The sequence below is a fragment of the Cognatazoarcus halotolerans genome (assembly GCF_009800965.1).
In the GTDB taxonomy this organism is placed as follows: Bacteria; Pseudomonadota; Gammaproteobacteria; order Burkholderiales; family Rhodocyclaceae; genus Cognatazoarcus; species Cognatazoarcus halotolerans.
In genome coordinates this window covers 64,209-89,941 of the sequence record NZ_WUAF01000001.1, presented here as the reverse complement: position 1 = coordinate 89,941, position 25,733 = coordinate 64,209, and the positions used below count along the sequence as shown (strand labels likewise).

Here is a 25,733-nt window from a genome sequence, read left to right as displayed (position 1 = left end):
GAAGGTGGCGGGCCCGTCAGCGCGGGGATCGGCCTCGGCCGAGGTTCTGCAGGCTCAGCAGCGCGAGTGCGCCGCCGATAAGTCCCATGCCGGCGGCTTCGGTGAGTGACGGGCGCTCACCGAGCTGGATCCATGCGGCCATGACGCCGACGCCCGGCACGATCAGTGTCGACAGACCGGCAAGGCCGGCGGGCAGGTGCTGCAGGATGTAGAGCCACAACAGCCACGCGAGACCGGTGCCGAGCAGGGCGTTGAAGGCGAGCGCACCGAAATAATAGGGTGTGAAACGCGTCGCCTCCGAGGGATGGAGCAGCGCGACGATCGTCAGTGCGATCGCACCGAACAGCATCTGCCAGGCAGTCAGCGGCAGCAACTCGACGTTGTGTCTGGCGCGCAGGCGCTTGACCATGACTGCGCTGGCCGCCCAGGCGATGCCGCCGGCCAGGGCCAGTGCGGTACCGGCCGAGCTGCCGTGAAACGCCCACGGTTCGACGATCAGGATCAATCCGGCGGCGGCCAGCACGATGGCCGGCCACTGCAGGCCACGGATTCGCTCGCCGAGGAGCAGCCAGGCGAGCGGGAGCAGCCAGAAGGGCATTGCGTAGACCAGCACCGCGGTCTTGCCGGCACCGCCGGTGACCAGCGCCGTCTGGATCAGCGCGGTGAACGTGGCGGTCTGGACCAGCCCCAGCAGGATCGTGTCGCGGATCGCAACGGGGCGCATGTCGGTGCCGCGGATGAGCATCACCGCGAACAGGGACGCCGCGCCGAGCAGGGTGCGTACGGCGGTGAAGTCGAAGGGATCGGTGTAATGCAGTACTTCCTTCATCACGACCCAGTTGTATCCCCATATCAGGGAGAGCAGGGCCAGGGCCGCGAAAGCGCGGCGTCGCATTGCAAGGGCGGATGACATGTGTTGCCTTTTGCTGTCCGGCGCGAGCCGCCGGGTCGGTGTTGAGGAAATCGGAACGTGCCCGATTCTGTTGGCCGCTCCGCGGTGAAGCGTCTCGTCGCGGGTACCCGCAGACGATTCACCGGTCGACACGAAAGTGCCGGAAGGCCCGCATTCTAGCCGGCCCCGGGCCTGCCGGTATCAGGCTTTCGATATACCGTGGAGCGGGTCGGCAAGATCATGGCCATCCCGCGTGATCGGCATGGCATCATCCGCAAGGGCGCGCGTGCCGCAGATCCGGCAGGCTCAAGGGGAGACATCGACGATGATGCGAATGGTATCGGAAGCGGTTGGCCAGGGCGTTTTGGCGAGCCTGGCACCCGTTTGCAGATACCGACCTGCCGGGCGGGCGCAGATGGGGGGGTACGCATGAGCGTGCGCATTTCGATCAGTTGGCCAGCGGGACGACTGGAGGCCGAGCTGTTCGACACGCCATCGGTGCAGGCGCTGCTCGATGCGTTGCCAACGACGATCGGCGCCGATCGTTCGGGCGATGAGCTGGTGCTCCCCCTGGCAAGCACGATGCGCCTCGACGAAACCGCTACCCAGGCGGTTGAGCCCGGGACGGTGTGCTACTGGGTCGAAGGGGCTTCCCTCGTTCTCCAGTCCGGCTTCGCCCCACAATCGCGCGGCTACGAATGCTGCCTGCTGACCGCCGTGAACGTTCTCGGCCGGATCGCTGGTGATCACCATCTGTTGTCATCGGTGCGCAACGGTGATCTCGTGACCGTCGAACGTCTGGCTTAGGGCGCGTCCCGCAGCAGGACGGCGCGCGCATGCAGCGGCATTTGCTCGACTTCCGGTGCCGGTTGTTTTGCCTCAAGGATACAAGCAGGCCTTTTCCAGAGAATGGGCTATCCGGCAAGAAGCCGTATTCTCACGAGGTTGTTCAAAATGGTCGAGCATGTACATGTTTTCGATGCCCGTGGCGTAGCCAAACGTCTGCGTCACGCGGCCATCTTCGGTGCGCTGGAGTCGCTGGGCGACGGTGAAGTCATGCGCTTCGTAAACGATCACGATCCGCTGCCGCTGCTGTCGCAACTACGGCAACGTTATGGGGAGCAAGTGTCGATCGCCTATGTCAGTCGCGATTCGGGCGATATCGTCATCGACTTCACGATCTGTCTTGGAGCCGGGGCGGCCGCACCCGCAGATGAGGTGGCACAGGGGGGCTGTGGTGGCGGCGGAGGCGGTTGCGGCTGCTCGAGCGGCCTGTAGCTGCCGGCCGGGAAGCACTGCCGGGGGCCGCTGGCGGCCGCCCGGCGATATCGTTGTCAGCCGAGAATCTCGGTGATGTTTTCGCGCAGTTTCAGATCGGATTCGAATTCGAGCATGTCGGGACCGAGCGCGTCGCGTGCCGATACCATGCCGAGCGGTCGGCCGTTATCGGTGACCGGGACATGGCGATAGCCGTTCTCGTACATCAGGTGGAGCGCATTGCGAAACGGCGCATCCGGAGCGATCGACTGCGGGTCCGCGGTCATGACCTCCGACAGGCGCGTGCTGTCCGGGTCGCGGTTTGCGGCGATGACACGGTTCAGGGCATCGCGTTCGGTGAAGATTCCGACGAGCTTCTCGCCATCGACGACCAGAATCGCGCCGATCCTGCGCTCGCACATCCGTTCGGCGGCCGAGCGGACCGTGTCCGTGGATTTGGCGGTGGTAACGACCTGGTTCTCAATGATCGAGGCTACTTGGCGATTCGGCATGCGGTGTCTCCTGAGGTGAACGAGTTGTTTCCGTGATTCACTGCCTCGCCGGGTGTGCGGTTTTGTTCTCCCCGACAAGAGGCCATTTTCTGACCGCGTCATTCTAGCCCGCTTTCCTTACCGGATGACGACGTGTCCGATGGCCGCGGGAAGGGGGCGGTGGGCCCGTTCAGACGAGATCCGCGGGCAGCACGGCGCGCAGAACTGTCTGCGTTTCGTCGTTGCGCACCCGGTTGGTGAACCACCACAGCGCGCCTTTCTTGATCGTCCAGTTGGCTTCGCTTCCGGCGAGCAGCAGCGATGCCGTCTGTCCCAGCGCGGGTTGATGCCCGACCACGAGAACCGCTCCGCTCGCGTCCGGCCAGCCGGTAGCAGCCAGAAGGTCGGCGACGGTGCCCTCGGGGCCGAGTGCCGAGACGATTTCGAAGTCATCACTGAAAGCGCTCGCAGTCTGACGGGTGCGCATGGTCGGACTGACGAGTACCCGCATGCGCTTGGGGCGTCGGTCTGCCAGCCAGTGCGCGACCTTGCGAGCCTGTTTGATACCGCGTTCGGTCAATTCGCGGGTGTGATCGGGCGTGCCGTCGACCGCCTCGGCGTGACGCCATAACAAGAGATCCATATCTCCCTCCTCGAGAGGGGCGCGACTATAGCTCCGGACCATTTCAGTACCGTGACAGCGCCGAATCGTTCGGGCATTGGCCGTCGGCCATCGGCAAATAACTTGTTACACCAAGTCCGCAGCGGAGGCGTGCCGATTGGATAGAATCCGCGCACCGGCGATCCGGCGGATTGTTTGCCGGTCCGAACCCCCGCTCAGGTGGATGCATCGTCCAATGCGCAGCGCAAACACTCGTCTTCCTCTCGTCGATGCCCTCAAGGCGATCGCCTCGCAACTCATCGTTCTGCATCACCTGGCATTCTACGGGCCGATGTCGGATGTGGCATTCCCGCTGGCACCATCCGCGATCTCCTGGCTCAGCGAATACGGGCGCATGGCGGTGCAGGTATTCCTCGTCATCGGTGGCTTCCTCGGAGCGATGCGGCTTGCGCCTGGCGGCGTGCTGCAAGTACGCCAGCCGGTCAGGGAGGTGGCGCGTCGCTACCTGCGCCTGGTGATGCCCTATGCGGTGGTGTTGGCAATCGGCATGTTGGTCGCCGCCGTGGTGCGGCAATCGCTCATCCATGAATCGGTGCCCGGTACGCCCGCTCTGCCCCAGGTTCTAGCGCACTTGCTGCTGTTGCACGATGTGCTTGGTTATGAGGCGCTGTCCGCCGGCGTCTGGTACGTGGCCATCGATTTCCAGTTGTTCGTGATGATGCTCGGCGTGCTGTGGCTGGTGCGTGGCCTCGTTGCCTCTCCCGGACCCGCGGCGGTGATCGGTCCGGCCCTGGTGCTGGCGCTCGGCGCCGCCGCATTGCTGCATTTCAACCGCGATCCGTCCTGGGACAACCTCGCCATCTATTTCTTCGGCTCCTACGCATTCGGCGCGCTTGCCTGGTGGTGCGGCACCCGCGGCAGGCCCTTGCCGTGGATCGCAGCGCTGTGCGTGCTTGCCGCCGCCGCGCTGTTGCTCGATTTCCGGATGCGAATCCTCGTCGCCGCGATCGTCGCCCTGGCGCTTGCGCTCGTACGCGTCGGCCGGCTCGGGGCAGGATGGTCGGGGTCGCGGCTGACTGGCTGGCTTGGACGTATTTCGTATTCGGTGTTCCTGGTGCACTTCCCGGTTTGCTTGCTCACCAATACGCTGCTGGCGTGGATCGCGCCGGACCAGCCGCTGCTCAACGCTGGCGGAATGTTGTTCGCCTGGCTTTGCAGCATTGGTGCCGGCGAACTCTTCCATCGCTACGTCGAGTCGCGCGCGGCACGGGTCCCGCTGCCGGCGTTCCTCGGCCCGCAGCCAGCCTGATCACCAGAGCCTGCGGCCCCACAGCAGTTTGCGGGTGTCGCGCAGAATCGACTCCCGCACGGACTTGATGCGCGGCGCGTGCCAGCCTGCAACGAAGGCCACTGCTTCGCGCAACAGGGCGTCGTCCCGCGTCCATTCGCCGAGACGCGATCTGCCAACCGCGACGTCGTTGAGGTAACCGAGCGCCTCCTGTGCGGCGGCGAGTTCGCGCCGGTAGGGTTTGAGCAGCTTCGCCGGCAGCAGCGGGGTGAAGAACTCGATGCCATATCGCAGCGCCTTGAGCGTGATGCGCAGCATATGCAGCGCCTCGACGTCGCCGGCATCGGCTTCCCGCCAGCGATTGCGGCAGCGCTTGCGCAGGTGCCCCAGTCGCAGGCTGGCAAAGGTGGCGAGGTCGGCCGATGCGTCCAGCGCGTTGCCCTGCAGTGCCGCCAGTTCGGCTGCGAAGCGCAGCATGCGCTCGCCCTGTCGCTGATGTCTGAGCCAGTCGAGCACATGGGTGCGTGCCGCCTCACGTTTCTGGAGTACCAGCGCGGACAGGGCTTCGATCTCCGGCGTACTGGCAGGATCGTCGAGTATCGGCTGCAGCAGCTCGCCGTGCAGCACATCGATGTCACGTGCCTCGCCGAGCGAGGACGCGGCATCCTGCAGCTCCGCGCGCCAGCGCGCCACGAAGTCTTCGGGCAGCGCATGGGCAAACAGCTTGATCGCCGAGCGCGTGCGGCGCAGCGCGACCCGCATCTGATGCACCCATTCGGGGTCGTCACTCGATTGGGCGCCGACCGCATTGGCCTGCCATTGGCGCAGTCCATCGAGCGCGACCTTGCGGAAGGCCCCGAGGGGAGAGTCGCTGTGACAGACCGGGGAATCCTGGGCCCGCATCGCTTGCGCCGGGCGATCGAGGAAGAGCTGCAAGCCACGCTCGGCCTTGGAGACATCCTCGGGCAGCAGCGGCAGATCCCGGGCGAGCGCGATCGCCAGGTCGTAAAGGTCGGCTGGTGCGCCGTTCTCGAGTTCGAGTTCGACTTCGCACAGCGGCGTCTGCTGCCCGCGGGCGGAGATGCTCCCGTGATCGATCATCATCAGCACGCTGACCCCCGTCGCGGGCGTGAGGCGGCGGGTTTCCCGCTTGAAATCGGTCGTGAACAGCGGGATCAGCTGGTCCCCGACCGCATCGAGCAGGCGCTTGACCGATGGTTCATCAATGGCGGAAAAGTCGAAGCGATCCGCGTAGGGGCTTTCCCATTCGGGCCGCGCAGACAGACCGCCGCTCGATGTTGCCTGCGCCTTGACGGTCTGCAGCCAGCGTTGTCCCTGCTTGCGGGTGCGGAGGGCGATCCGTTTTTCGCTGAGCGACAGATCCGGCGTGTCGAAGTAGGTGTTCAAAAGGGTTGCGGTGCGCGCTGCCCGTTCGGCGCCGACAACCATGGGATGGCGGCGCAATGCGGGCAGGCTCTCGGGCGGGAGCGTGAGTTTCAACTCGATTTCGGCTTTCATCGGGCGGATTGTAGTCGTCGGTCCGTACCGAGTCATGCGCGTTCGGGTGCTCTGTAATATTACAGGCCAGGGTGCCGGCTCGAGGCCGTGCTGAGCGGTGCCGCACCCCGGCAGCGTTCAGTCCGCGATCCAGTGCCCGGACTTGCCGCCCTCTTTCTCGAGCAGCCGGATGCCGTCCATGCGCATGCCGCGGTCGACCGCCTTGCACATGTCGTAGATCGTCAGCAGGCCGACCTGAACCGCGGTGAGCGCCTCCATTTCCACGCCGGTACGCCCCACCGTTTCGGCGACCGCGCGACACGTGATTGTGCTTGCTGTCTCGTCGATGCTGAAATCGACGGTCACGCGGGTGAGCGGAATCGGGTGACACAGGGGAATCAGGTCCGCGGTGCGCTTGGCGCCCTGGATGGCCGCGATGCGCGCGATACCGATCACGTCGCCTTTCTTGCTGTTGCCTGCGAGGACCATCGCGAGTGTGGTGGGCAACATGCCGATGCGACCCTCGGCGCGGGCAACGCGGCGTGTTTCGGCCTTGGCGCCGACATCCACCATGTGGGCCTGTCCGTCGGCATCGAAGTGTGTGAAAGAGTCGCTCATTGAGATTTCCGTCGGTGCCGGTTACAGCTGCTTTCAAGCTCGACCAACGATGCCGGGAACCGCATCGAAAGGCCCGCTATCATAGCACCGTGAAAAAACGACTCGCCTCCCTGCTGCTGTGCGTGTTGGTGCTGCCGCGCGCCTTTGCCGACGGTTTGCCCGATCTCGGGGATGTCGGTTCCGCCGACCTTTCTCCGCAGGCCGAACGGCGCATCGGTGAGCAGGCGATGCGCGAGATCCGCTGGCGGGAGGCAGCCTATCTCGACGATGTCGAAGTCGAGGGTTATCTCAACCGTCTCGGTCAGCGACTGGTTGCCGCAACCGCGCCGAGCGGGGTGGATTTCAGCTTCTTTGCGGTGAGCGACCCGACCCTCAACGCCTTCGCCTTGCCGGGCGGCTTCATCGGTGTGCATACCGGGTTGGTGCTGGCCGCCGGCACAGAGTCGGAATTGGCGTCCGTGCTCGGGCACGAGATTGCCCACGTGACCCAGCGCCACATCGCCCGCATGGTCGGCAACCAGGGGCGTTCCGGCATGGTGATGCTGGCCTCGATGATCGTTGCGATTCTGGCCGCCAGCAGCAACCCGCAGGCCGCCGAGGCTGCGATCGCCACCGGCCAGGCGACGGCCCTGCAGTCACAACTCGCCTATACCCGTGATTTCGAGCGCGAGGCCGACCGCAACGGCTTGATGACCCTGCAGGCGGCCGGTTTCGACGTGCGCGGGATGCCGGCCTTTTTCGAGCGCCTGCAACGCAACAGCAGGCTCTACGAGAACAATGCGCCGGCCTATCTGCGTACCCACCCGCTTACCTCGGACCGCATCACCGACATGGAGAATCGCGTTCAGGGCCTCGGCTACCGGCAGGTGCCGGATTCGCTGGAGTTCCGCCTGGTGCAGGCCAAACTGCTTGCGCTGCAGGGCTCAGCGGCGCAAGCGGCACGTGACCTGGAGACGCGGCTGAAGGGCAAGCCGGACGATGTTTCGCTGAGATACGGACTGACGCGCGCCCTGTTGCGCTCGGGGCAGCTGACGGAGGCGCGCGCAAGCATGGCCGTGCTCAAGCGCAATCCGCCTGCCTCCCCGATGGTCGATGCCCTCGATGCGGAGTTGCTGGCGGCAAGCGGCGATCATGCCGCGGCGGCGGCCCGATATCGTGAAGGGCTCAAGCGTCATCCGCTCAGCCGCAGCCTTGCCTATGGCATGGCCGACGAGCTGATCGCGGCCGGTCAGGCCGCGGCGGCGTCGGATCTGCTACGCAAGGACATCGTCAGTGCGCCGGACGATTACCGCCTGTGGAGCCTGCTCGGCAAGGCTGAACTCGCGAGAGGCAGCCGGGCCGGCCGGCACCGGGCCCAGGCCGAGGTCTATCGGCTGCAAGGCAGTCTGCCTGCCGCCGTCGAGCAGCTCGAACTCGCCCAGCGGGCGGGCGACGCCGATTTCTACACGCTCTCCGCGGTCGATGCGCGACTGCGGGAACTCCGGATGCGCCTGAAGCAGGAGCGTGAGGCGCGTTGAGGCGGGTTTGCGCTCGACTGTTGCAAGGCAATAAAATCAGTGTCCTCCGATGTGTGTACCCACCGCATCCGGCAACTCTCTTCATGCAAGGAAGGCTAGGAATGAATTTCGACAAGGAAGTGGATGCACGGGGGCTGAACTGCCCGCTGCCGATTCTGCGTGCCAAGAAGGCGCTGGCGGAACTCGATGCCGGGAAGGTACTGCGGGTCGTGTCGACCGATCCCGGCTCGGTCAAGGATTTCCAGGCTTTCGCCAAGCAGACCGGCAACGAGCTCGTGTCACAAGGCGAAACGGTCGACAAGGCTTTTGAATTCTTCCTGCGCCGCAAGTAAGCGTCTTGCTACCCGCAGCAGTGGCCGCCTTCGGGCGGCCATTTTTCTTCTGCCGCGTGCGCCTTCGGAAAATCCTCTGCTGCCAGCAGGCTGCTCGTCACCTTTCCGGTCCAGTTCGTCACGTTGTCGTGAAGCATTCGACCGACTTTCTTGCGGGCCGTGACTTACGTCCACCAACCGTTCGCGCAGGCACCCAGAATTCGAGCCTTCTCTAGGTAACGTGCGGACGTGACAAATGAAGTTTTCCGGATTCGTGTGGACAGCGCTGTTCGCGATGGCGGTTCCCTGTATTGCCCAGGCCAACCTGATCGAGAACGGCAGCTTCGAGCTCACCGCCAGTCCGGTCGCAGCGGGTAGCTGGGCCATTCAGGCGACCCTGCCGGGATGGAGCGTCGGATCGAAGCAGGTCGAGATCCGCAACAACGTCGTCGGCAGCGCTTTCGACGGCAGCAATTTCGTGGAACTCGATACCACCACCAATTCCTGGATCGGCCAGATGGTCGAGACCGACCTGGATGCGCATTATCTGCTGTCCTTCGCCTATTCCCCGAGGATGTACCAGTCGGCCGGGACGAACGGTATCGAGGTGCTCTGGAACGGTGTCTCGCTATCGACCCTTACCGGCACCAATACGACCGGCGACAATGACTGGAACATCTACAGTTTCGACGTCGTGGGCGGGGGCATGGATACCCTGCTCTTCAAGGCGGTCGGCCGACCCGACGGTCTCGGCGGTTCTCTGGATGCGGTGTCGCTGGTGAGCGCACCGGTCGCTCGGGCCAGCGCAGTGCCCGAGCCGGGCAGCGCGGCGCTGTTGCTTGCCGGTCTTGGCGCACTCGGTGGCCTGGGCATGCGCCGCAAGCGCTGACCCTCAGCGCATGTCCTGACGGAGAGGCGCCCGCGGGCGCCTTTCTTCATGGGAGTCGGGTCCGGCGACGGCGTGGCCCGGCCGGTGCGGGGCCATGCGCCTAGGCGCGCACCGCCTGTTCGCGTATCCAGTCTTGTTGGGCCTTGCGGCGGCGGCGCTCGTTGAGACGTTCGCCGATCTGTGTGGCGACCTCGGCAAACGGTGCAAGCCCGCGGGGCTGGATCGCGTCGCAGCGCAGGATGTGCAGGCCGATTGGGGATTCGAGCACGTCGCTGATCTCGTCTCGTGCGAGGGCAAAGGCCGCAGGCTCCAGCTCGGGGTAGAGTTGCCCCCGCCGCACCAGGCCGAGGATGCCTTCCTGCATTGCGGTCGGACATTGCGAGTGACGCAGCGCAGCCTTGCCGAAGGCTTCCGCGCCACGCGCGTTGCTGCGCAGGACCTTGAGCTGAACCGTCACGCGCGCCTTTTCCTCGCGGTCGTTGTAGGTGATCAGGATATGGCGGAGGGAACGGGCCTCGGGTATCTCGAAGGCATCGAGGTGGGCGTGGTAATAGAGCTCGGCATCGATTTCGGAGACTGGCGGCACCGCACCGGCGACCTTCTCCAGCACCGCCTCCACGCGCAGCTCACGGGCAAGCGCTTCGCCCAGGCGGGCCTTGTCGAGCCCGAGCACGGCCATCTCCTGCTCGAAGTCTTCGTGTGAAGGATAACGCCCCGCGATTTCCAGGACGCGGCTGGCGACCGCGTTGTCGGGGACGACGACCCCGCTCGCCTCAGGGGCGGCGAGGATGCCGCGCTCGAGTTCGTGCTGTCGCCGCGCAATGGAGTCCAGCCGCTGCCGTTCCGCCGCGAGCAGTGCATCGGGTGCCTTCTTGAAGAGCTCCCATGAAAGCTTGAGGTTCAGGTAGCCATCCTGCATCGTGCGATCCTCCGGTCAGTCGGTCGGGCCCGTGGCTTCCAGCAGCGGCTCCGGGATCTGCAGGACACGGCCGGGCAGGCAGTCGAAATGGATGTGGTAGGCGACGCCGCCGGGGGCATCGCGAACCACCTTGAGCACCTCGCCCTCGGCGCCCTGCGGCACCGTCGCTTCCCCACCGAGGGGGAGCGCTTGTCCGCAGCGGACCTTGTCGCGGAACTCGAAGGCGGACGGCGTCCAGGGATCGTCGGCGCCGATCAGCTCTTCCTCGCGGCAGCCGACGATTCGTCCCTCGTCGAGGAAATTGACTGAGTAGATGACCTGGTCCTGCAGGAAGGTGCCGACGTCCACCACATAGCCGACGCTGCCGCGACGTACCAGCGGCGCACCCGGCGGCAGGCCGGGGTAGGTGCCGTCGTTGCGAACGTTGCGGGTCAGGCGCACCGCCTGGCCGTAGTCCCACTGTGCATTGATCATGAGAGGGCTCCGTGGATGGCGGTTGCCGTGCTTAGATCTGGAAGACCTTGTCGATGGACACGAACGAGGTAGTGCCGCCGGCCTCGTTGGGGGTGTGCTGGAAGACCGCAAAGACCTTCTCGGTGAGCGCATCGGAGTTTACGAAGTCCTGGTAGGCGCGTTCGAGCCAATGCGTGTAGACGGCCCGGGCCGCCTCTTCGTCTTCGGGCATCACCGGCGCGTTCTTGGCAAGGTAGTCATGGAAGCGCTGCAGGATGTGGAGTCGATTGACCTTCACGATGTCGGGCTGGTAGTCAATGCCGAAGTAGTCCAGAAAATCCTCGGCGGACGACATCTCGTCCATTGCGTCTTCGAGGCTCAGGGTATCGTCCATGGTTTACTCCTCAGGCTGCGGCCAGGGCCGGGTTAAATGCGTCGTGGTCCACGGCTGGTGGATTCTGGAACTGGTCGATCACCTCGAGCAGTCTTGCCGCGCCGAGCTGGTCGCGGGTGTCGAATGTGCCGAGCCGCTCGAGGCGTTGCCGGGCCTCGCCAATCCGGCGCAGCCGCAGCAAGACCACGCAGCTCGCCTTCATGGCAATCAGGTAGAAGCGCAGCAGCCCGAACGAGCAGGCCGCCGCGATGGCGAGACTGTGCTCGTCAATCTGGCGCCAGTCGGGCGGCAGGCCAAGGTGGCGGGCGGCGAGGTGCATGGCGCGCTCGGCGATCTGCAGGGCGTCCTCGAGCCGGTGCTGATAGAAGTAGAAGCGGTACAGGCCCACCAGGATGGTGAGGTTTTCCGGCGCCAGCAGATGGGCACGCAGCAGGCACAGTTCCGCTTCGGGTTCGCCGTAGGCATCCGCCGCAGCCGACAGCAGGTTCGCCGCCCGAGGGGGCAGCGGGTCCTCGAAATAGAGCTTGCAGTCGGTGAAATCGAGCAGGTCCATGGCGTCTTCGTTCCTCAGTGCATTGCTTCGTGCATGGCTTCGCTCTCGCAGCAGAGATCGCCGGCGGAGCAGGTCTGGCATTGGCCGTCGTGGGCGGGTGGTGGCGGCTCGTTGCGCAGTTCGCAGAGTTCTTTCTCGAGCGTCTCGATGCGGTCGATCAGGCAGGCGATGGACTTGGCCACCGGGTCGGGCATCTGGTTGTGATCGAGGTTGAAGCTGCCGTCCTTGTCGAGCAGGCTGTTGCGGCGGGTGTCGACGATGCGTCCCGGTACGCCGACCACGGTGCGGTCGGCGGGAACGTTCTTGACCACCACCGAGTTCGCACCCACCCGCACCCGTTCGCCGATCTCGATCGGCCCGAGGATCTTGGCGCCGGCCCCGACCACCACGCCGCTGCCGAGGGTGGGATGGCGCTTGCCCTTGTTCCACGAGGTGCCGCCCAGCGTGACGCCGTGGTAGAGCGTCACGTCGTCGCCGACCTCGGCGGTCTCGCCGATCACCACGCAGGCGCCGTGGTCGATGAAGAATCGCCGGCCGATCTCGGCACCGGGGTGAATGTCGACGTTGGTGAACATGCGTCCGAGGAAGGACAGGAAGCGCGCCGGGTAGCGCCAGCGCGCGAGCCACATGCGATGCGCCAGCCGGTGCAGCAGGATGGCGTGGAGGCCCGGATAGGTACTGATCACTTCGATCGTCGAGCGTGCCGCGGGGTCGCGCTGAAAGACGCAGGCAAGATCTTCCTTGAGCGTTTCCCAAAGACTTTGCGAGGGGCCGGTGGCTTGCGTGATGGTCATGGTCTCAGACATGGATCGGGCTCCGTACGGCGGTCAGCAGATCGTGAAGATCCGAGCTTTCCGGTGGATGCTTGTGAAGGGCCACGAAGTTGCGGACGCGGGTGAGCAGGGCGTCGGCTTCGCTGGGCGCAAGGCTGATGCCGAGCCGCGAATACACCAGCTCGACGGCGCGTGAACCGGAGTGCTTGCCGAGCACGATGCGGTGCGCCTGGCCAACCTCGGCCGGGTCGAAGCCCTGGTAGTTGTCGGGATGCTTGAGCAGCCCGTCGACATGAATGCCGGCTTCGTGGGTGAACACCCCCGCGCCGACGATGCTCTTCTGCCAGGGGACGCTGCGACCGGATGCGATCGCCACCCGCTGCGACAGCTCGGGGAAGGCGCGCAGGTCCACGCCGGTCTCGATGCCGTGCAGCTTGCGCAGGCCCAGCACCACCTCTTCCAGCGGTGCGTTGCCGGCGCGCTCGCCGAGGCCATTGACCGTGGTGTTTACGTGGGTGGCGCCAGCCTTGCACGCGGCCAGGGTGTTGGCGGTGGCCAGGCCCAGGTCGTCGTGGGCATGCATCTCGATCTCGAGGTCGGTCGATGCGCGCAGGCGGCTGATTCGCTCGAAGGTGCCGAAGGGTTCGAGGATGCCGAGCGTGTCGGCGAAGCGCAGGCGGCGTGCTCCGGCCCGTTGCGCCGCCTCAGCGAGGCGGCAGAGGAAATCCATGTCGGCGCGCGAGGCGTCCTCGCAACCCAGGCCGACTTCCAGCCCGAGCGCGCGCGCCACCGTGATCACGCCAGGCAGGCGCTTGAGCAGCCAGTCGCGGTCGCGGCCCAGCTTGAAGGCGAGGTGCTGATCGGAGGCTGGCACCGAGATATCCACCAGATCCACACCGAGACCGGCGCAGGCAGTGATGTCTTCACGGCGCAGCCGGCTCCAGACCATCAGTCGGGCCGGCAGGCCGAGGCCGGCGACGGCGCGGATCGATTCGCGCTCCTCCTCGCCCATGGCGGGAATGCCGACCTCGAGTTCCGGCACGCCGATCGCGGCCAGCTGGGTGGCGATCGCCAGCTTCTCGTCCAGCGAAAACGCCACACCGGCCGACTGCTCGCCGTCGCGCAGGGTGGTGTCGTTGATGATGATGCTGGATCGGGCGGTCATGGTGTTCTCCTTGCGTTAGCCTAAGCAAGGCGGATGCCACCCTTTAAATTATTGAAATAACAAGAAGTTTTCGGGGTTCAGGGAGTGGGTTGTTGCACCGGTGTCGTGAATGCGACACGACACACGTATGTTCCGGCGCGCACCCGCGGCTTATGCGGAGTAGGGGCGGTGCAGCCAGCCGCGAACCACGGCGACGTCGCGCTCCGGAAGGTAGGCAAGTCCGGCGAGGGCATCCTCGACCACCGTCTGGGCTACGGCATAGGGAACCGAGCGGCTGGTCAGCATGTGGAAATACCAGGCCATCGGGTAGCCGCAGTGGCGGTCGAAATGACTCAGGGCGTCGGCCAGCGCAAGTCCGTTTGCGGTGGCATCGCCGCGGAAAGCGGGCGGCTCGCCCGCTTGGGCACAGATCGGCTGGGCGCGCAGTACCGGCTGGCGGAAGCGGTCGAGATGTTCGCTGGTCGCCAGCACCCACTGGTTGCAGAAGCTCGATGCAGCACCCGCGCTGGAACGGTCCCAGTCCTCCACCATTCGGTGGATCGGGGCCGGCTCGGTGCGCTGGCTGCGCATGCGCCGCAGGAAGCTGCCGACATGCTGCAGACGGCTGAAGGCGTAGAAGGGCAGGCCGATCGGCGATGCTGCCGCGCGGCTGTCGGCGTCGAGGCGCGGATCGACAATCTCCTCGATGCTGCCGGGTTCGTTGTCGAACAGCCGGTGGGCACGTACCTCCTGCAACTCCTCGATCTCGAGCTGAAGGAAGTCATCACCAGCCTCGCCCGACGAGGCGACGAGGTAGTGAGTGTTGCCGACCAGTCGGGTGGCGAACAGCGTACGGTCCTGCTCGGCGTCGATCAGCGCGCCGACGTCGCCATCGTGGTGTTCAAGTGCTTGCTCTGCCCAGGCCTCGAGATTGTCCGAAACCCGGTTGCCGGCGCCGTCGACGATCCCGCCGAGGCGATACCAGCCGCCACGGCACAGCGCATGCCTGAAGCGCCAGTCAGGCTGTGCGGTGGACAGGGCCTTGACCAGGCCGGCATCGCCGGCGCTCACCGGGGTTCGCGTGCAGGTCTCGACGAGGGGGGCCGCAAGTGTCTTGCAAAGGTCCGGCCAGGCCAGCGGTGTCTTCATGATTCGCTCTCTCGCGCGCTGCTGCGCGTCAGGTTATCCATGCGTTCGCGCGCCGCATTGCGCACCTCGGCTTCGGGATCGTCGGCGGCGATGGTGGGCAGGCATTCGGGCGGTACCGTTGCGACTGCGGCAAGCCGCACCCACCACTCCTCGTCCCGGATCATCAGCGCGGCAAGTTCGGGAAGCGCCCGTTCGGCGACGATGGCGCGCACTTCGGGCTCGCGGTCGTCGGCCAGCCGCGACAGTGCAAACGAGGGCAGCCGCGCGGCGACGATCTTGCGGACCTCGCGTTCGGGGTCGCGCGCCAGCGCCACGAGCTGACCGTGTGGCAGGCGCCGGGCAACGGTTGCGCGGATCAGGTAGTCCGGGTCGCGGGTCATCCGCGGCAGCAGCTCGGCCGGCAGACGGGTGGCCACCGAGAGCCGGACCTCGCGGTCCGGGTCGGACAGCATGGTCACCAGCAGCGCCTCGGGCAGGCGCGTCACCACCACCCGGCGCACCACCTCGTCGACGTCGTCGCGCAGGCGGTACACCTCTTCGGCCGGCGCGTGGCGGGCGGCGATGGCGCGTCGTTCCCAGAACAGGTCATCGAGGAACTTCGACGCTTCCTGCGGGTTCCTGCGCATGAAGCGATCGATCTGCCGACCGCTGTGCGCCCGGATGCAGATATCGCCCGGCTGGCACTGCCCGTGCGCCAGGAAGTCGGCGGCATAGGCACAGCCGGCGCACAGCCCGGCCGCATCGGCCGGTGCGCCGGAGCGTGGCACGAAGCGGTCAGACTCAGTCGGCATCGACCTTTTCGGCCAGCAGGATCCCGGTGGCGATGTCCGGGTCGTTGGTCAGCTCGAGGCAATGACCCGACGCGCCGGCGATCAGGAACAGGTGGTGACTGCTCGCGTCGCTGGCCGGGCGGTAGCGGGGCGAGACGTCGTCCTCGCTGCAGATCGAGAAGTGCAGTTCGGGAAACTGCTGGCGCAGTGTCGCGATGCCGGCGTCGCGTGTAGCGGCGGTAGTCACCGCGGCGAGTTGTTCCGCGCTGATCATGTCGATTCCTCCGCCTCGATGTCGGCTTCGAAACGTGCCAGCGAGGCAGCCGGAACGCCCATGATGCGGGCCAGCCAGGGCGGCGGGCTGCCGAGGCTCTGCTGCAGTTCGGCGAGCACCGTGCGGGCCTCGCCGCCGTCTGGCTTCTTGACCGGGTGGACACCGGCCCTGACCACCTTGGCCGCCGCAGGGCCGCCGATCGATTGCACGTAGACGATCTGGCAGTCGTTGATCAGCGCCGCGCGCGATGCGTTCTTGTCTTCCTCGGCATCGGCTTCGGCGGTGCTGCGCACCCCGACCAGGCGCATCGCATCGACGCTGACCTGATAGACCAGGAAGCGGTCGCACGAGCCGAAGTGGCCGTCGAGGTTCTCGCCGCGGTTGGCAGCGATGGCGACCCGGATCGAGCCGGCCGGCGTGGTGTCGGCTTCACCCTCGACCGCCGGGAAATCGTTCGACTCGACGCCCTGGCCCCACAGCATGCGTACCGCCTGCTTGAGCTGGTCGTTGGTGACGCCGACATGGCAGCCCTGTTCGGCGAAATCGCCGGCAAGGATCTGCCTCAGGTCTTCGACCGTCAGCGTGCCGAGCTTTGCCTCGGTCAGCGGTACCTCGAGTTTTTCGGTCAATGCGCCGAGCAGTTCGCGTATGTCGAGCCCGTCGAGGGCGCGCGCGGCGAGTGCGATGCGAAGGGCGGCTTCGCGTGAGGCGATGGGGGTATCGGACATCTTTGCGCTCCTGGTCGGAATCTTCAGTGGAGCACCGGGCGGACCCGGCGCTCGGCTCAAGACCCGGAAAAATCAGGCCGGGCTGATGCAGCCAGACGGGCAGACGTCGACACACAGCGGTGCGTCGGCGTGGCCGTCACACTCGGTGCAGGTCGAGGCGTCGATCGTGTAGAAGATCTTGCCCTTCTTGATGGATTTGGTCGGACACACCGGCCGGCAGTCGTCGCAGGCGGTGCACATGTCGGGATCGATAGTCATTGCCATGAGGTTTCTCCTGAATCCGTGTCAGTCCTCGGCGGCGCCGAGGCGCTTGGCTCGCAATGAGATGGGCAGGCGCGGCGGCCTGGCGATGGGGTCGATGTAGTAGGCCCCGCCGTTGTCCAGTTTGAGTTCGCCACCCCATTTTTCGGGGCTGTCGAACTCGATCGACTGGATGCTGGCTTCGAGATCCCGCTTGGGGAGATAGAAGACCAGTCCGCCGTTGTCCGCCTGCCGGATCATGATGTTGGCCATGGGGTACCTTCGCAGTGGGTGATGAGTGAAGGGCGGGCGGAAGAACGGTCTTCCGCCGCGCCGTGCAGACTCGCCTTAGCGAACCAGGTCGAAGTTGTAGTCCGTCGTGCCCATGCCGATGGTTTCCTTGTCGAGCTGCTCAAGGACCGCATTGGTCAGGGTGGTGACGATCTGGATCATGCCCTCGTAGCCCATCGTCGTCTGGCGATGCAGGTGATGACGGTCGAACAGAGGGAAACCGAGCCGGATCAGCGGCACTTCGAAGGCTTCGCCCTTGTGGCGGGTGTCGCGCTGGATGTACTTGCCATACGAGTTGCCGATCAGGAAGTCGGGCTTGTTGGTGAAGCACAGGCTGCGCATGTGCCACAGGTCGTTGCCGACATAGACCTTGCAGTTGGCGCCGAAGGGGCTCTCGTCGAGCATCTTCTGCACCGCCTTGCCCCAGCGCTTGTTGGCGTTGTGGGAGAGCACATGGATCGGCTCGGCGCCGCACTCGAGCAGGATCTTGACCATGCCCATGACGAAGTCCGGATCGCCGTAGAGCGCGAACTTCTTGCCGTGCAGCCAGGCGTGGCTGTCGGCGAGCACGTCCATGGCACGTCCGCGTTCCTTCTCGAGCGACTCGGGAATCGGCTTGCCGGTGATCTCGGAGACCTTCATAAGGAAGGCGTCGGTCCAGTCGATACCCATCGGGATGTTGAGCTTGGGTACTTCGTGGTTCCAGGTGTTCTCGACGAACTTCTTGGTCTTCTCGAGTTGCGCCGGTTGCATCAGCAGCGTGGTGTAGGCGTTCGGCGCGTCCTTGATCTCGGCAATCGTGGTGCCGCCCGCGTACATGCGGAATTCGCCGTCCGAGGGGGTATCGAAGACTTCCGAGGGATCGGACAGCATGGTGTATTCGACGCCCATCTCGGTGAGCATGCGCTTGACCACGCGGTAGTTGCCCAGGTAGGTCTCGAAGCCCGGCACGATGTTGAGCTTGCCGTTGCTGCCGACCTTCTTGCCTTCCATCTCGTTGAGGGTCTGGTTGCGCAGGATGCCTTCTTCCATGTTGTCCCAGCCGGTGGTATGCGAGCCGACGAAGGACGGGGTGTGGGCGAAGGGGATCGGGAAGTCCTGGGCGATGTGACCTTCCTTCTTCGAGTTGTTGATGAAGGCGTTGAGGTCGTCACCGATGACCTCGGCCATGCAGGTGGTCGACACCGCGATCATCTCGGGCTGGTACAGGGCTTTGGCGTTGGGCAGGCCGTCGAACATGTTCTTCTGGCCACCGAACACGGCTGCGTCCTCGGTCATCGAGTCCGACACGCAGGAGCAGGGCTCCTTGAAGTGGCGGTTGAAGTAGGTGCGGAAGTAGGCGACGCAACCCTGCGAGCCATGCACATAGGGCAGGGTCTTGTGGTAGCCCGAGGCGCACAGCACCGCGCCGAGCGGCTGGCAGGCCTTGGCGGGATCGACGGTCAGCGCCTCGCGCTTGAAGTTGAGATCCTGGTATTCCTGGGTGGTGGTCCACATGAAGGTCTCGAAAACCTTGCCGGCGTCGTGACCTTCTTCGAACTGCGCCTTCTTGTTGCCGAGCGACTCCTTGTAGTCGTCGTCACGGAACAGCGGGTAGCAGGGATTGATCTTGTCTGCGGTTTGCATTGCAATCTCCTTGCCCGCACCGCCCATTCGCGGATGCGGGCGCAAGATGATGGGGTAGGGTCAGGCGGCTTTCTGCGCGGCTTCGGGTTCGGCCTTCTTCCACGGCGGCGTCATGTTGTGCCACACCGGGTTGGAGAGGGCGATGTCCATGTCGCGGGCGAAGATCGCGAAGCCGTCGTAGCCGTGGTAAGGGCCGGAGTAGTCCCAGGAGTGCATCTGGCGAAGCGGGATGCCCATCTTCTGGAAGATGTACTTCTCTTTGATGCCGGAGCCGACCATGTCGGGCTTGATGCGCTTGACGAACTCCTCAAACTCGAAGCCGGTGATGTCGTCGTAGAGCAGCGTGGCGTTGCCCATTTCCTTGATGGTGCGGTCGTAGTCGTCGTTGTGGGCGAACTCGTAGCCGGTGCCGACCACTTCCATGCCGAGGTCCTCGTAGGCGCCGATCACGTGACGCGGGCGCAGGCCGCCGACGTAGAGCATCACCTTCTTGCCCTGCAGGCGCGGTTTGTACTTGGCGATGATCTCGTCCATCATCGGCTGGTAGCGGGCGATCACCTGCTCGCACTTCTCGCGGATGGAATCGTCGAAGAAGTCGGCGATCTTGCGCAGCGACTCGATGATCTTGGTCGGGCCGAAGAAGTTGTACTCCATCCAGGGGATGCCGTACTTCTCTTCCATGTGGCGGCTGATGTAGTTCATCGAGCGGTAGCAGTGCAGCAGGTTGAGCTTGACCTTCGGGGTGTTCATCATCTCCGCGATGGTGCCGTCGCCGGACCACTGGGCAACCACCCGCAGGCCCATCTCCTCGAGCAGGATGCGCGATGCCCAGGCGTCGCCGCCGATGTTGTAGTCGCCGATGATGGCCACGTCGTAGGGGGTCGAGTCGTAGGCCTTGCCGTCACGCTTGTCGAGCACCCAGTCACGGATGGTGTCGTTGGCGATGTGGTGGCCGAGCGATTGCGACACGCCGCGGAAACCTTCGCAGCGCACCGGCACGACCGGCTTGTCGATGGCCGCCGAGGCTTTCTTGGAGACGGCCTCGATGTCGTCGCCGATCAGGCCGATCGGGCACTCGGACTGCACCGAGATGCCCTTGTGCAACGGGAACAGCTGCTCGATCTCCTCGATCAGCTTGGCGAGCTTCTTGTCTCCGCCGAAGACGATATCCTTCTCCTGGAAGTCGGAGGTGAAGTTCATCGTGCCGAAGCTGTCGACACCGGTGGTGCCGACATAGTAGTTGCGGCGTCCGGCGCGGGAGTACTGGCCGCAGCCGACCGGGCCGTGGGAGATGTGGATCATGTCCTTGATCGGACCCCACACCACGCCCTTCGAGCCTGCATAGGCGCAGCCGCGGATGGTCATCACGCCCGGCAGCGACTTGCGGTTGGAGGTGATGCACTTCTTGGATTGTTCGACCGACTGGTCGTTGACCGCCAGGTGCTTGGCGCGGTCCTTCTTGGCCTTGTCGGGATAAACTTCGAGTACCTCGGCGATCAGGGCCTCGGTTTCTTCACGGGTCAAAACAGCCATTTCATTTCTCCTTCGGTGGCCGCGCTCATCTGCGCCGGCCACCGGCAAAAGTCGAAAAGCGTGGTCAGGCGGAGGCGGCGAGTTCTTCGGCGGTCTTGCCGATGATGCTTTCGTCTTCCTGCTCCATGATTCCGAATTCCATCAACAGCTCTTCCAGTTCTTCCATCTCGATCGGGGTCGGGATGACGAAGTTGGTGTTGTCGTTGATCTTCTTGGCGAGTTGACGGTACTCGTCGGCCTGCTTGTGCTTGGCGTCATATTCGATGACCGTCATGCGGCGGATCTCGGCGTGCTGAACTGCGTTGTCGCGCGGCACGAAGTGGATCATGGTGGTGCCGAGGCGGGCTGCCAGGGCCATGATCAGTTCGTCCTCGCGGTCGGTGTTGCGGCTGTTGCAGATCAGGCCGGCGAGGCGCACGCCGCCCGAGTTGGCGTACTTCACGATGCCCTTGGAGATGTTGTTGGCCGCATACATGGCCATCATCTCGCCCGAGCACACGATGTAGATTTCCTGGGCCTTGTTCTCGCGGATGGGCATCGCGAAACCGCCGCACACCACGTCGCCGAGCACGTCGTAGAACACGAAGTCGAGGTCCTCGTCGTAGGCGCCTTCCTCTTCGAGGAAGTTGATCGCGGTGATCACGCCGCGGCCGGCACAGCCGACGCCGGGCTCGGGGCCACCGGACTCGACGCACTTGATGCCGCCGAAACCGACGGACAGCACGTCTTCGAGTTCGAGGTCCTCAACCGAGCCGGCCTCGGCAGCCAGGTGCATGACCGTGGTCTGCGCCTTGCTGTGGAGGATGAGTCGGGTGGAGTCGGCCTTGGGATCGCAGCCGACGATCATGACCTTCTTGCCGGACTCGGCCAGTGCCGCAACCAGGTTCTGGGTGGTGGTGGACTTGCCGATGCCGCCTTTGCCGTAGATGGCACATTGACGAAGCTTTGCCATGGTGTAACCTCCTTAGTCTGTCAGTCGATTTGCGTGGGATCGTTGAGAGTCGCGCCCCAACTCCTGCACGTTGCGTGCCAGATCGACTGACAGGCTGCAAGCCTTTGAATGAAAAATGAAAAATCACAATTTTCCGGCTTGTGAGGAAACGCGGAATTGCGACAAAGCCCCTACGAAACGTCGGGGTAATGACAAACCCACACTGCCGCGCAAGGCACGACTGCCGATCAACCGCTGCAACCTCCCGGCGGTCATCATCGGCAGCCTGACCTACCAGCAGCACCCCGCGCCGCTGCTCATCGATGGGGTCGCCGAACTGCATGCCGACCTCTGGCGGCGCCTCGATGCTGCACCGCCCGAGCGCCATCCCGAGGTCTTCCGCGACTACATGACGGTGTATTTCCGCTTCGCGCGGCCAGAGGATTCGGGCTTTTCCGGGCGCGGCAAGGCGCGCGTGCGAGCCAACTATGAGCGCATCATCCGCGGCTGGAGCTTCGATTCGGACAGTCGCGAGGGCGCGGTGCTCAAGGGCTGGGTGGAATCGCGCTTCGGCCTGGTGCCGCGCTATCACGGCCAGCCGCTGCGCGATCCGGCGGGCGAGGCATATCTGCGTTACCAGGAGCAGCGTGCCCGCGGCGTCTATGGCACCAATTCGCTGGAGGCGCAGCTTGACCTCGTCTACGCGTACACCCAGCGCGAGCTCGCCCTGCGCCATCCCGGCGCCCACCATGTCACGCTCTACCGCGGCGTGAATCGCGTCGGCGACTACGAAGTGCTCAAGTGGGGCGAGGGCGGCCTGCGCACCATCCTGCTCAACAACCTGAGTTCCTTCACCAGCAGCCGCGATCGCGCCGGCGAGTTCGGCGACTACATCCTGACCGCCGAGATTCCGCTCACCAAGATTTTCTTCCTGTGCGGCCTCTTCCCCGGGGTGCTGCAGGGTGAAGACGAGTTCCTGGTGATCGGCGGCGTGGCCTCGGTGACGCTCGCGACCCTGTAGGCCGCTTGTCCCGAATGCCTCCAAGCCTTCACCTATCGGTGTAGCAAAACCCACAATCCGACATGCGCATCGGCCGGAAAGCGCCTGTCTGCGTGCTTTCGGCATGGGCCCGGAACTTGCTCAAGAGGGGTAATCCATCGCCCAGGGCAAGTGTCATGAACCAACAACTGCGTGAAGAACTGCTCGCCGGTCTCAAGGACGGCAGCATTGTTCCCTACTTCGGGCCGGGTGTTCTGGCCGACGTCAAGAACCCCGTCAGCGGCGCACCGATCCCTGCCGACAGCGATTCGTTGATCATCGCCATGAACGAGGGGCGGCCGATGGCGCCCAAGCTCATGTACGAGTTTCCGCGTGCGGCGATGAATGTCGAACTCAAGCGTGGCCGCAGCGCGGTGACCCGCTTCCTCAACCGCACCTACGGCGAGGCCGAATGGACCCGCGGCGAGGTGCACGACTGGCTGGGATCCTTCCTGCCACCCTACGTCATCGACATCAATCGCGATACGCAGCTGCAGGATTCATACGCCGGCGTGCCGCACAACCTGATCGTCGGCATCGCGCGCATGGCCGGCACCGCCTTCCGCTACAAGCTTTTCCACTGGGACGGCGGCGTCTACAGCCCGGTCGACGAACTCGACATGCGCTGCCCGATCCTCTTCAAGCCGATGGGTACGCCGCGTCCCGACCCGACCTACATCGCCTCCGATGCCGACTATGTCGATTACATCACCGAGCTGATGGGCGGCTACGCGATCCCGCCCCAGCTCAAGGAACTGCGCAAGGGCAAACGTTACCTGCTGCTGGGCATGCGGCTCAACCGCGACACCGAGCGCATGGTCATGGCCGACATCATCTTCAGTGCTGCAGAGCCGGCCGGCTGGGTGTTCATCGCCGAGCCCACGGCCAAGGAGCAGCGCTATTGCAGGAAGGTCGGCCTCGAGATCATCGATGCCGATGTCTTTGACTTGATCCGGGTCGGCGAACCGGCCTGAACAATTGAACTCGGGAGAAACCCATGCTGGTAGAAAGCACCTTGATGGACCGTTACGAACCACTCTACTTCAACGCCAATTTTCGCGAGAACGCCTCCGAATCGGGCTGGGTCGCCTATCGTGGCGAGCTGGTGCTGAAGGAGGGCGAGGTGGCCGACGCGCAGGGTCGCCGCAAGCCGCCGGTGCACGTGCTCAAGCAGGTCGCGCTGCTCACCTCGGCGGACCAGGTCATGCTGCTGTCGGGCTCGCTCGACACCCTGCAGGAATTCCCCTTCCTGATCGAGAAGTTCGGCGACGGCTTGAAGACCGGTTCGGTGGCGGTACTGTTCACCGTCAACATTCCGGACCCCTTTGTCACCACGACTAATGGTGCCCGGCTGGTTTTCATTCCGTTGGTTCAGGGCATGGCCTGGAACGAGCTGATCGACCTCGTGGCGCTCGAGAAGAGCGACTTCAAGGGTCAGAGCGCCGCTGACAAGGTTGTCACCGTATACCGGGCATTGATCGATCACCGCTTCAAGTTTCCCGAGAAGTCCGTTGAAGAGGCGATGGCCAGCACCACCTCGGCCAAGCGCGAAAACCACGGCGCGATCTGATGCAGTGGCGCGATGACGCTCATGTGCTCGGCGTCGCTGAAATGGACGCCACGCACCGGGAATTCGTCGAACTCGTGACGGCGCTGGCCTCGGCCAGCGATGCCGGGTTCGCGGACCTGTTCGAGCAGCTCGCCGAGCACACCCGGCTACATTTCGAACACGAAGGCAAGCTCATGCGCGAATGCCGCTTTCCGGCCATCGGCGAGCACCACGCCGAGCACCTGCGGGTACTCGGCGAAATCGCCCACATGGGCACGCGGGTGCGTGCCGGCCGACTGGCGACGCCCCGTGTCTGGCTGGAAAGCCTGCCCGGCTGGTTCGAGACGCACCTGCGCACCATGGACGCGGCGCTCGCCGCGCGCCTGAAGGCGATGGCAGCCGAGCCTTCGGGCGCGATGCGCTGAGCGGATGGCCACCGCCATGAACCAGCGAATCCGCGTCTGTGCCAGCGACGAGCTTGTTGACGGCGCCTACCTGCGGCTCGCCGTGGCCTACGACAGCGAGCCGATCATGGCGTTCGTGTTCCGCCACAGGGGCACTTGCCTCGCCTTCCGGAACCTGTGCGTGCACATGCCGCGCGAGCTCGATTGCGAAAAAAGCACCGTGTTCGATGCGAGCGGCCGCTACCTGCGCTGCTCGATGCACGGCATCGTCTATGACCCGCTGTCGGGCGAATCGATGAGCGAGATCTGCAACGGCAAGCGACTGACCGCGATAGAACTGGCGGAGGATGCGGAAGGCGTGTGGATCGTGGATCGGCGGGTCAAGGCGCTGCCGGGCCCGCGCTGAGGGTACCGATTGCGTCGGGGGATGGGCCGGCGCCGCCGCTGCGCGATACCGTTCAAGAACTGCTGCGGCAGGAGATGGAAAACGGGCGCCATGCGGCGCCCGTCGATTCGATTGGCCGCGTGGCGATCAGAACTTGTGGCGAACACCCACGGCGTAGATGGTCTGGGCTTCGCCGGCGCGATCGAGACCGTTGCTACCGGTAAGCCCGTACGAAACCGCATCGTCATTGCTGGTGCGGTTGATGCCCGCGTACGCGGTGGTGCGTTTGGACAGGTTCTGGGTATAGGCGATGGCGAGGGACTTGGCGTCAGACTTGGCTGCGTCGGAGTTCAGCATGCCGTAGCCGACGTGCACGTTGCCGGCGCCAACCTTCACGATGCCGCCGATTTCCCACATCTTCGCGTCGGCAGCAGCAAGACCGCCGCCCATGCCGGTGTCGCCGCCCAGGGTCTGGTAACTGGCCAGCAGCTTGACCATGCCCAGGTCATAAGAGCCGCCCAGGTAGTGCTCGCGCTGCTTGTCGTTGCCGTTGGTGGTCGAGTTCTGCTGGTTGTAGACGTAGGCGATGCCGATCGGCCCATTGGCGTAGTTGGCACCAATCGACAACAAGCGGCCCGCTTTCTCGTCGGTGGCGTCTTCGGTTCCGACACCCCAGATGCCGTTGATCGTAAGGCCACCAAAGTTCGGCGACGCATAGGTGATCGAGTTGTCGATACGCTGGCTCGAGCCCGGCTGGATCTTGAAACCGGCCCCGGCGAGGATCACCTGCGGTGCGATGGCTGCGCCACCGGTGGCTTCGTAGGTCGAGGTCGCTGCATAGCCCGGTGCGTATTGGCGGCCGAGGCCGACCTTGCCCATGCTGCTGCTCAGCGCGACATAGGCCTGGCGGTGGAAGGTGCGACCGCTCGAGCTCGAGCCGTCATCGCTGTTGAAGCCCTGTTCGAGCGCGAACTCGGCCTTGAGGCCATTGCCCAGATCCTCGGAGCCTTTGAAGCCAAGGCGGTAGCCGGACAGCAGGCCGCTGCCGACCACCGCGGCGGTGTCGCTCTTGCCGGTGGTGGTCTGCTTGCCATTGACCAGGCCGAAGTAGGCGCCGGCGGTACCGTAGATGGTGACGTTCGATTGGGCAAAAGCCGGGACGGCGCGCGGGCCGGAGACGGTCAGCGCAATCAGTT

The 25,733-nt window shown here is 64.8% G+C and carries 32 protein-coding genes; 11 read left to right on the top strand and 21 right to left on the bottom strand.

Annotated features, from left to right (window positions below; translation table 11 throughout):
* Nucleotides 1–16: 16 nt before the first annotated feature.
* The gene (locus tag GQB03_RS00530) at nt 17–913 is read right to left on the bottom strand and encodes a DMT family transporter (RefSeq protein WP_159682734.1); all 897 of its coding nucleotides are present in this window, start codon (nt 911–913) and stop codon (nt 17–19) included.
* Between the two features lie 219 nt (nt 914–1,132).
* On the opposite strand from GQB03_RS00530, the gene GQB03_RS00525 reads away from it, so the two are divergent.
* Nucleotides 1,133–1,699 carry a cyclophilin-like fold protein gene (locus tag GQB03_RS00525; protein WP_159682731.1) on the top strand — a complete coding sequence of 189 codons (567 nt, stop codon included), beginning with the start codon at nt 1,133–1,135 and terminating at the stop codon, nt 1,697–1,699.
* 147 nt (nt 1,700–1,846) lie between these two features.
* Complete coding sequence (locus GQB03_RS00520) at nt 1,847–2,170, top strand: DUF2249 domain-containing protein (protein ID WP_159682728.1); 324 nt, start codon at nt 1,847–1,849, stop codon at nt 2,168–2,170.
* Between the two features lie 56 nt (nt 2,171–2,226).
* Here the strand turns inward: GQB03_RS00520 and GQB03_RS00515 are convergent, their stop codons facing one another.
* On the bottom strand, nt 2,227–2,661 hold the full coding sequence (locus GQB03_RS00515; protein WP_159682725.1) for a CBS domain-containing protein: 435 nt from the start codon (nt 2,659–2,661) through the stop codon (nt 2,227–2,229).
* A 169-nt stretch (nt 2,662–2,830) separates the two neighbouring features.
* Nucleotides 2,831–3,283: a SixA phosphatase family protein gene (locus GQB03_RS00510; RefSeq protein WP_159682722.1), complete on the bottom strand. Its 453-nt coding sequence runs from the start codon at nt 3,281–3,283 to the stop codon at nt 2,831–2,833.
* Between the two features lie 214 nt (nt 3,284–3,497).
* Here GQB03_RS00510 and GQB03_RS00505 point away from each other — a divergent pair, with 214 nt between their 5' ends.
* Entirely contained in the window at nt 3,498–4,571 is a 1,074-nt protein-coding gene (locus tag GQB03_RS00505; RefSeq protein WP_159682719.1) for an acyltransferase family protein, read from the top strand.
* On the opposite strand, the gene GQB03_RS00500 is transcribed toward GQB03_RS00505, so the two are convergent.
* Nucleotides 4,572–6,068 carry a CYTH and CHAD domain-containing protein gene (locus GQB03_RS00500; protein ID WP_159682716.1) on the bottom strand — a complete coding sequence of 499 codons (1,497 nt, stop codon included), beginning with the start codon at nt 6,066–6,068 and terminating at the stop codon, nt 4,572–4,574. It abuts the gene before it with no gap.
* Between the two features lie 117 nt (nt 6,069–6,185).
* The gene (gene moaC / locus GQB03_RS00495) at nt 6,186–6,665 is read right to left on the bottom strand and encodes a cyclic pyranopterin monophosphate synthase MoaC (protein ID WP_159682713.1); all 480 of its coding nucleotides are present in this window, start codon (nt 6,663–6,665) and stop codon (nt 6,186–6,188) included.
* An 89-nt stretch (nt 6,666–6,754) separates the two neighbouring features.
* On the opposite strand from moaC, the gene GQB03_RS00490 reads away from it, so the two are divergent.
* The 3 genes from GQB03_RS00490 (at nt 6,755) to GQB03_RS00480 (ending at nt 9,382) form a co-directional block, all read left to right on the top strand.
* Nucleotides 6,755–8,182, top strand: coding sequence for a M48 family metalloprotease (locus GQB03_RS00490; RefSeq protein ID WP_200832054.1), 1,428 nt, complete (start codon nt 6,755–6,757; stop codon nt 8,180–8,182).
* 101 nt (nt 8,183–8,283) lie between these two features.
* Nucleotides 8,284–8,514: a sulfurtransferase TusA family protein gene (locus GQB03_RS00485; protein WP_159682710.1), complete on the top strand. Its 231-nt coding sequence runs from the start codon at nt 8,284–8,286 to the stop codon at nt 8,512–8,514.
* 235 nt (nt 8,515–8,749) lie between these two features.
* Nucleotides 8,750–9,382, top strand: a complete 633-nt coding sequence (locus GQB03_RS00480) for a PEP-CTERM sorting domain-containing protein (protein ID WP_159682707.1) — start codon at nt 8,750–8,752, stop codon at nt 9,380–9,382.
* Nucleotides 9,383–9,482: 100 nt separating this feature from the next.
* Here GQB03_RS00480 and nifM read toward each other — a convergent pair whose 3' ends face one another.
* The 15 genes from nifM to nifH all read right to left on the bottom strand — a co-directional run bounded on the left by nifM (nt 9,483) and on the right by nifH (nt 21,181).
* Complete coding sequence (gene nifM / locus GQB03_RS00475) at nt 9,483–10,301, bottom strand: nitrogen fixation protein NifM (protein WP_159682704.1); 819 nt, start codon at nt 10,299–10,301, stop codon at nt 9,483–9,485.
* A gap of 15 nt (nt 10,302–10,316) precedes the next feature.
* Nucleotides 10,317–10,775 (bottom strand): nitrogen fixation protein NifZ, encoded by a 459-nt coding sequence (locus tag GQB03_RS00470; RefSeq protein WP_159682702.1) that lies wholly within the window; start codon nt 10,773–10,775, stop codon nt 10,317–10,319.
* Nucleotides 10,776–10,806: 31 nt separating this feature from the next.
* Nucleotides 10,807–11,148, bottom strand: coding sequence for a nitrogenase-stabilizing/protective protein NifW (nifW, locus tag GQB03_RS00465; RefSeq protein WP_159682700.1), 342 nt, complete (start codon nt 11,146–11,148; stop codon nt 10,807–10,809).
* Nucleotides 11,149–11,158: 10 nt separating this feature from the next.
* Complete coding sequence (locus GQB03_RS00460) at nt 11,159–11,701, bottom strand: hypothetical protein (protein WP_159682697.1); 543 nt, start codon at nt 11,699–11,701, stop codon at nt 11,159–11,161.
* 14 nt (nt 11,702–11,715) lie between these two features.
* Entirely contained in the window at nt 11,716–12,507 is a 792-nt protein-coding gene (gene cysE, locus GQB03_RS00455; RefSeq protein ID WP_159682695.1) for a serine O-acetyltransferase, read from the bottom strand.
* On the bottom strand, nt 12,500–13,639 hold the full coding sequence (nifV, locus tag GQB03_RS00450) for a homocitrate synthase (protein WP_159682692.1): 1,140 nt from the start codon (nt 13,637–13,639) through the stop codon (nt 12,500–12,502). Before nifV ends, cysE begins: the two co-directional genes overlap by 8 nt.
* 150 nt (nt 13,640–13,789) lie before the next feature.
* The gene (locus GQB03_RS00445; RefSeq protein WP_159682690.1) at nt 13,790–14,767 is read right to left on the bottom strand and encodes a hypothetical protein; all 978 of its coding nucleotides are present in this window, start codon (nt 14,765–14,767) and stop codon (nt 13,790–13,792) included.
* Nucleotides 14,764–15,558, bottom strand: a complete 795-nt coding sequence (locus tag GQB03_RS00440; protein ID WP_159682688.1) for a 4Fe4S-binding leucine-rich repeat protein — start codon at nt 15,556–15,558, stop codon at nt 14,764–14,766. The genes GQB03_RS00445 and GQB03_RS00440 overlap by 4 nt, the downstream gene beginning before the upstream one ends.
* Entirely contained in the window at nt 15,548–15,811 is a 264-nt protein-coding gene (locus GQB03_RS00435) for a DUF6129 family protein (RefSeq protein ID WP_159682686.1), read from the bottom strand. Before GQB03_RS00435 ends, GQB03_RS00440 begins: the two co-directional genes overlap by 11 nt.
* A complete protein-coding gene (locus GQB03_RS00430; RefSeq protein WP_159682684.1) occupies nt 15,808–16,539 on the bottom strand; it encodes a dinitrogenase iron-molybdenum cofactor N-terminal domain-containing protein in 732 nt (243 codons plus the stop codon). The genes GQB03_RS00435 and GQB03_RS00430 overlap by 4 nt, the downstream gene beginning before the upstream one ends.
* A 72-nt stretch (nt 16,540–16,611) precedes the next feature.
* A complete protein-coding gene (locus GQB03_RS00425; protein ID WP_159682682.1) occupies nt 16,612–16,803 on the bottom strand; it encodes a 4Fe-4S binding protein in 192 nt (63 codons plus the stop codon).
* 21 nt (nt 16,804–16,824) lie between these two features.
* Nucleotides 16,825–17,052, bottom strand: a complete 228-nt coding sequence (gene nifT, locus GQB03_RS00420; protein ID WP_159682680.1) for a putative nitrogen fixation protein NifT — start codon at nt 17,050–17,052, stop codon at nt 16,825–16,827.
* 75 nt (nt 17,053–17,127) lie between these two features.
* The gene (gene nifK / locus GQB03_RS00415) at nt 17,128–18,696 is read right to left on the bottom strand and encodes a nitrogenase molybdenum-iron protein subunit beta (RefSeq protein WP_159682678.1); all 1,569 of its coding nucleotides are present in this window, start codon (nt 18,694–18,696) and stop codon (nt 17,128–17,130) included.
* Between the two features lie 60 nt (nt 18,697–18,756).
* On the bottom strand, nt 18,757–20,229 hold the full coding sequence (gene nifD, locus GQB03_RS00410) for a nitrogenase molybdenum-iron protein alpha chain (protein ID WP_159682676.1): 1,473 nt from the start codon (nt 20,227–20,229) through the stop codon (nt 18,757–18,759).
* Nucleotides 20,230–20,293: 64 nt separating this feature from the next.
* On the bottom strand, nt 20,294–21,181 hold the full coding sequence (gene nifH, locus GQB03_RS00405; RefSeq protein WP_159682674.1) for a nitrogenase iron protein: 888 nt from the start codon (nt 21,179–21,181) through the stop codon (nt 20,294–20,296).
* A gap of 115 nt (nt 21,182–21,296) precedes the next feature.
* On the opposite strand from nifH, the gene GQB03_RS00400 reads away from it, so the two are divergent.
* From GQB03_RS00400 to GQB03_RS00380, 5 genes are all read left to right on the top strand, one after another.
* Nucleotides 21,297–22,181, top strand: a complete 885-nt coding sequence (locus tag GQB03_RS00400) for an NAD(+)--dinitrogen-reductase ADP-D-ribosyltransferase (RefSeq protein ID WP_159682671.1) — start codon at nt 21,297–21,299, stop codon at nt 22,179–22,181.
* 155 nt (nt 22,182–22,336) lie between these two features.
* Entirely contained in the window at nt 22,337–23,173 is an 837-nt protein-coding gene (locus GQB03_RS00395; protein WP_159682669.1) for an SIR2 family protein, read from the top strand.
* 23 nt (nt 23,174–23,196) lie between these two features.
* Complete coding sequence (locus tag GQB03_RS00390) at nt 23,197–23,769, top strand: hypothetical protein (protein WP_159682665.1); 573 nt, start codon at nt 23,197–23,199, stop codon at nt 23,767–23,769.
* Entirely contained in the window at nt 23,769–24,173 is a 405-nt protein-coding gene (locus tag GQB03_RS00385) for a bacteriohemerythrin (RefSeq protein ID WP_159682663.1), read from the top strand. The genes GQB03_RS00390 and GQB03_RS00385 overlap by 1 nt, the downstream gene beginning before the upstream one ends.
* A 16-nt stretch (nt 24,174–24,189) precedes the next feature.
* Nucleotides 24,190–24,558, top strand: a complete 369-nt coding sequence (locus GQB03_RS00380; protein ID WP_200832053.1) for a Rieske (2Fe-2S) protein — start codon at nt 24,190–24,192, stop codon at nt 24,556–24,558.
* 126 nt (nt 24,559–24,684) lie between these two features.
* Here the strand turns inward: GQB03_RS00380 and GQB03_RS00375 are convergent, their stop codons facing one another.
* Nucleotides 24,685–25,722, bottom strand: a complete 1,038-nt coding sequence (locus GQB03_RS00375; protein ID WP_235026912.1) for a porin — start codon at nt 25,720–25,722, stop codon at nt 24,685–24,687.
* Between the last annotated feature and the right edge of the window lie 11 nt (nt 25,723–25,733).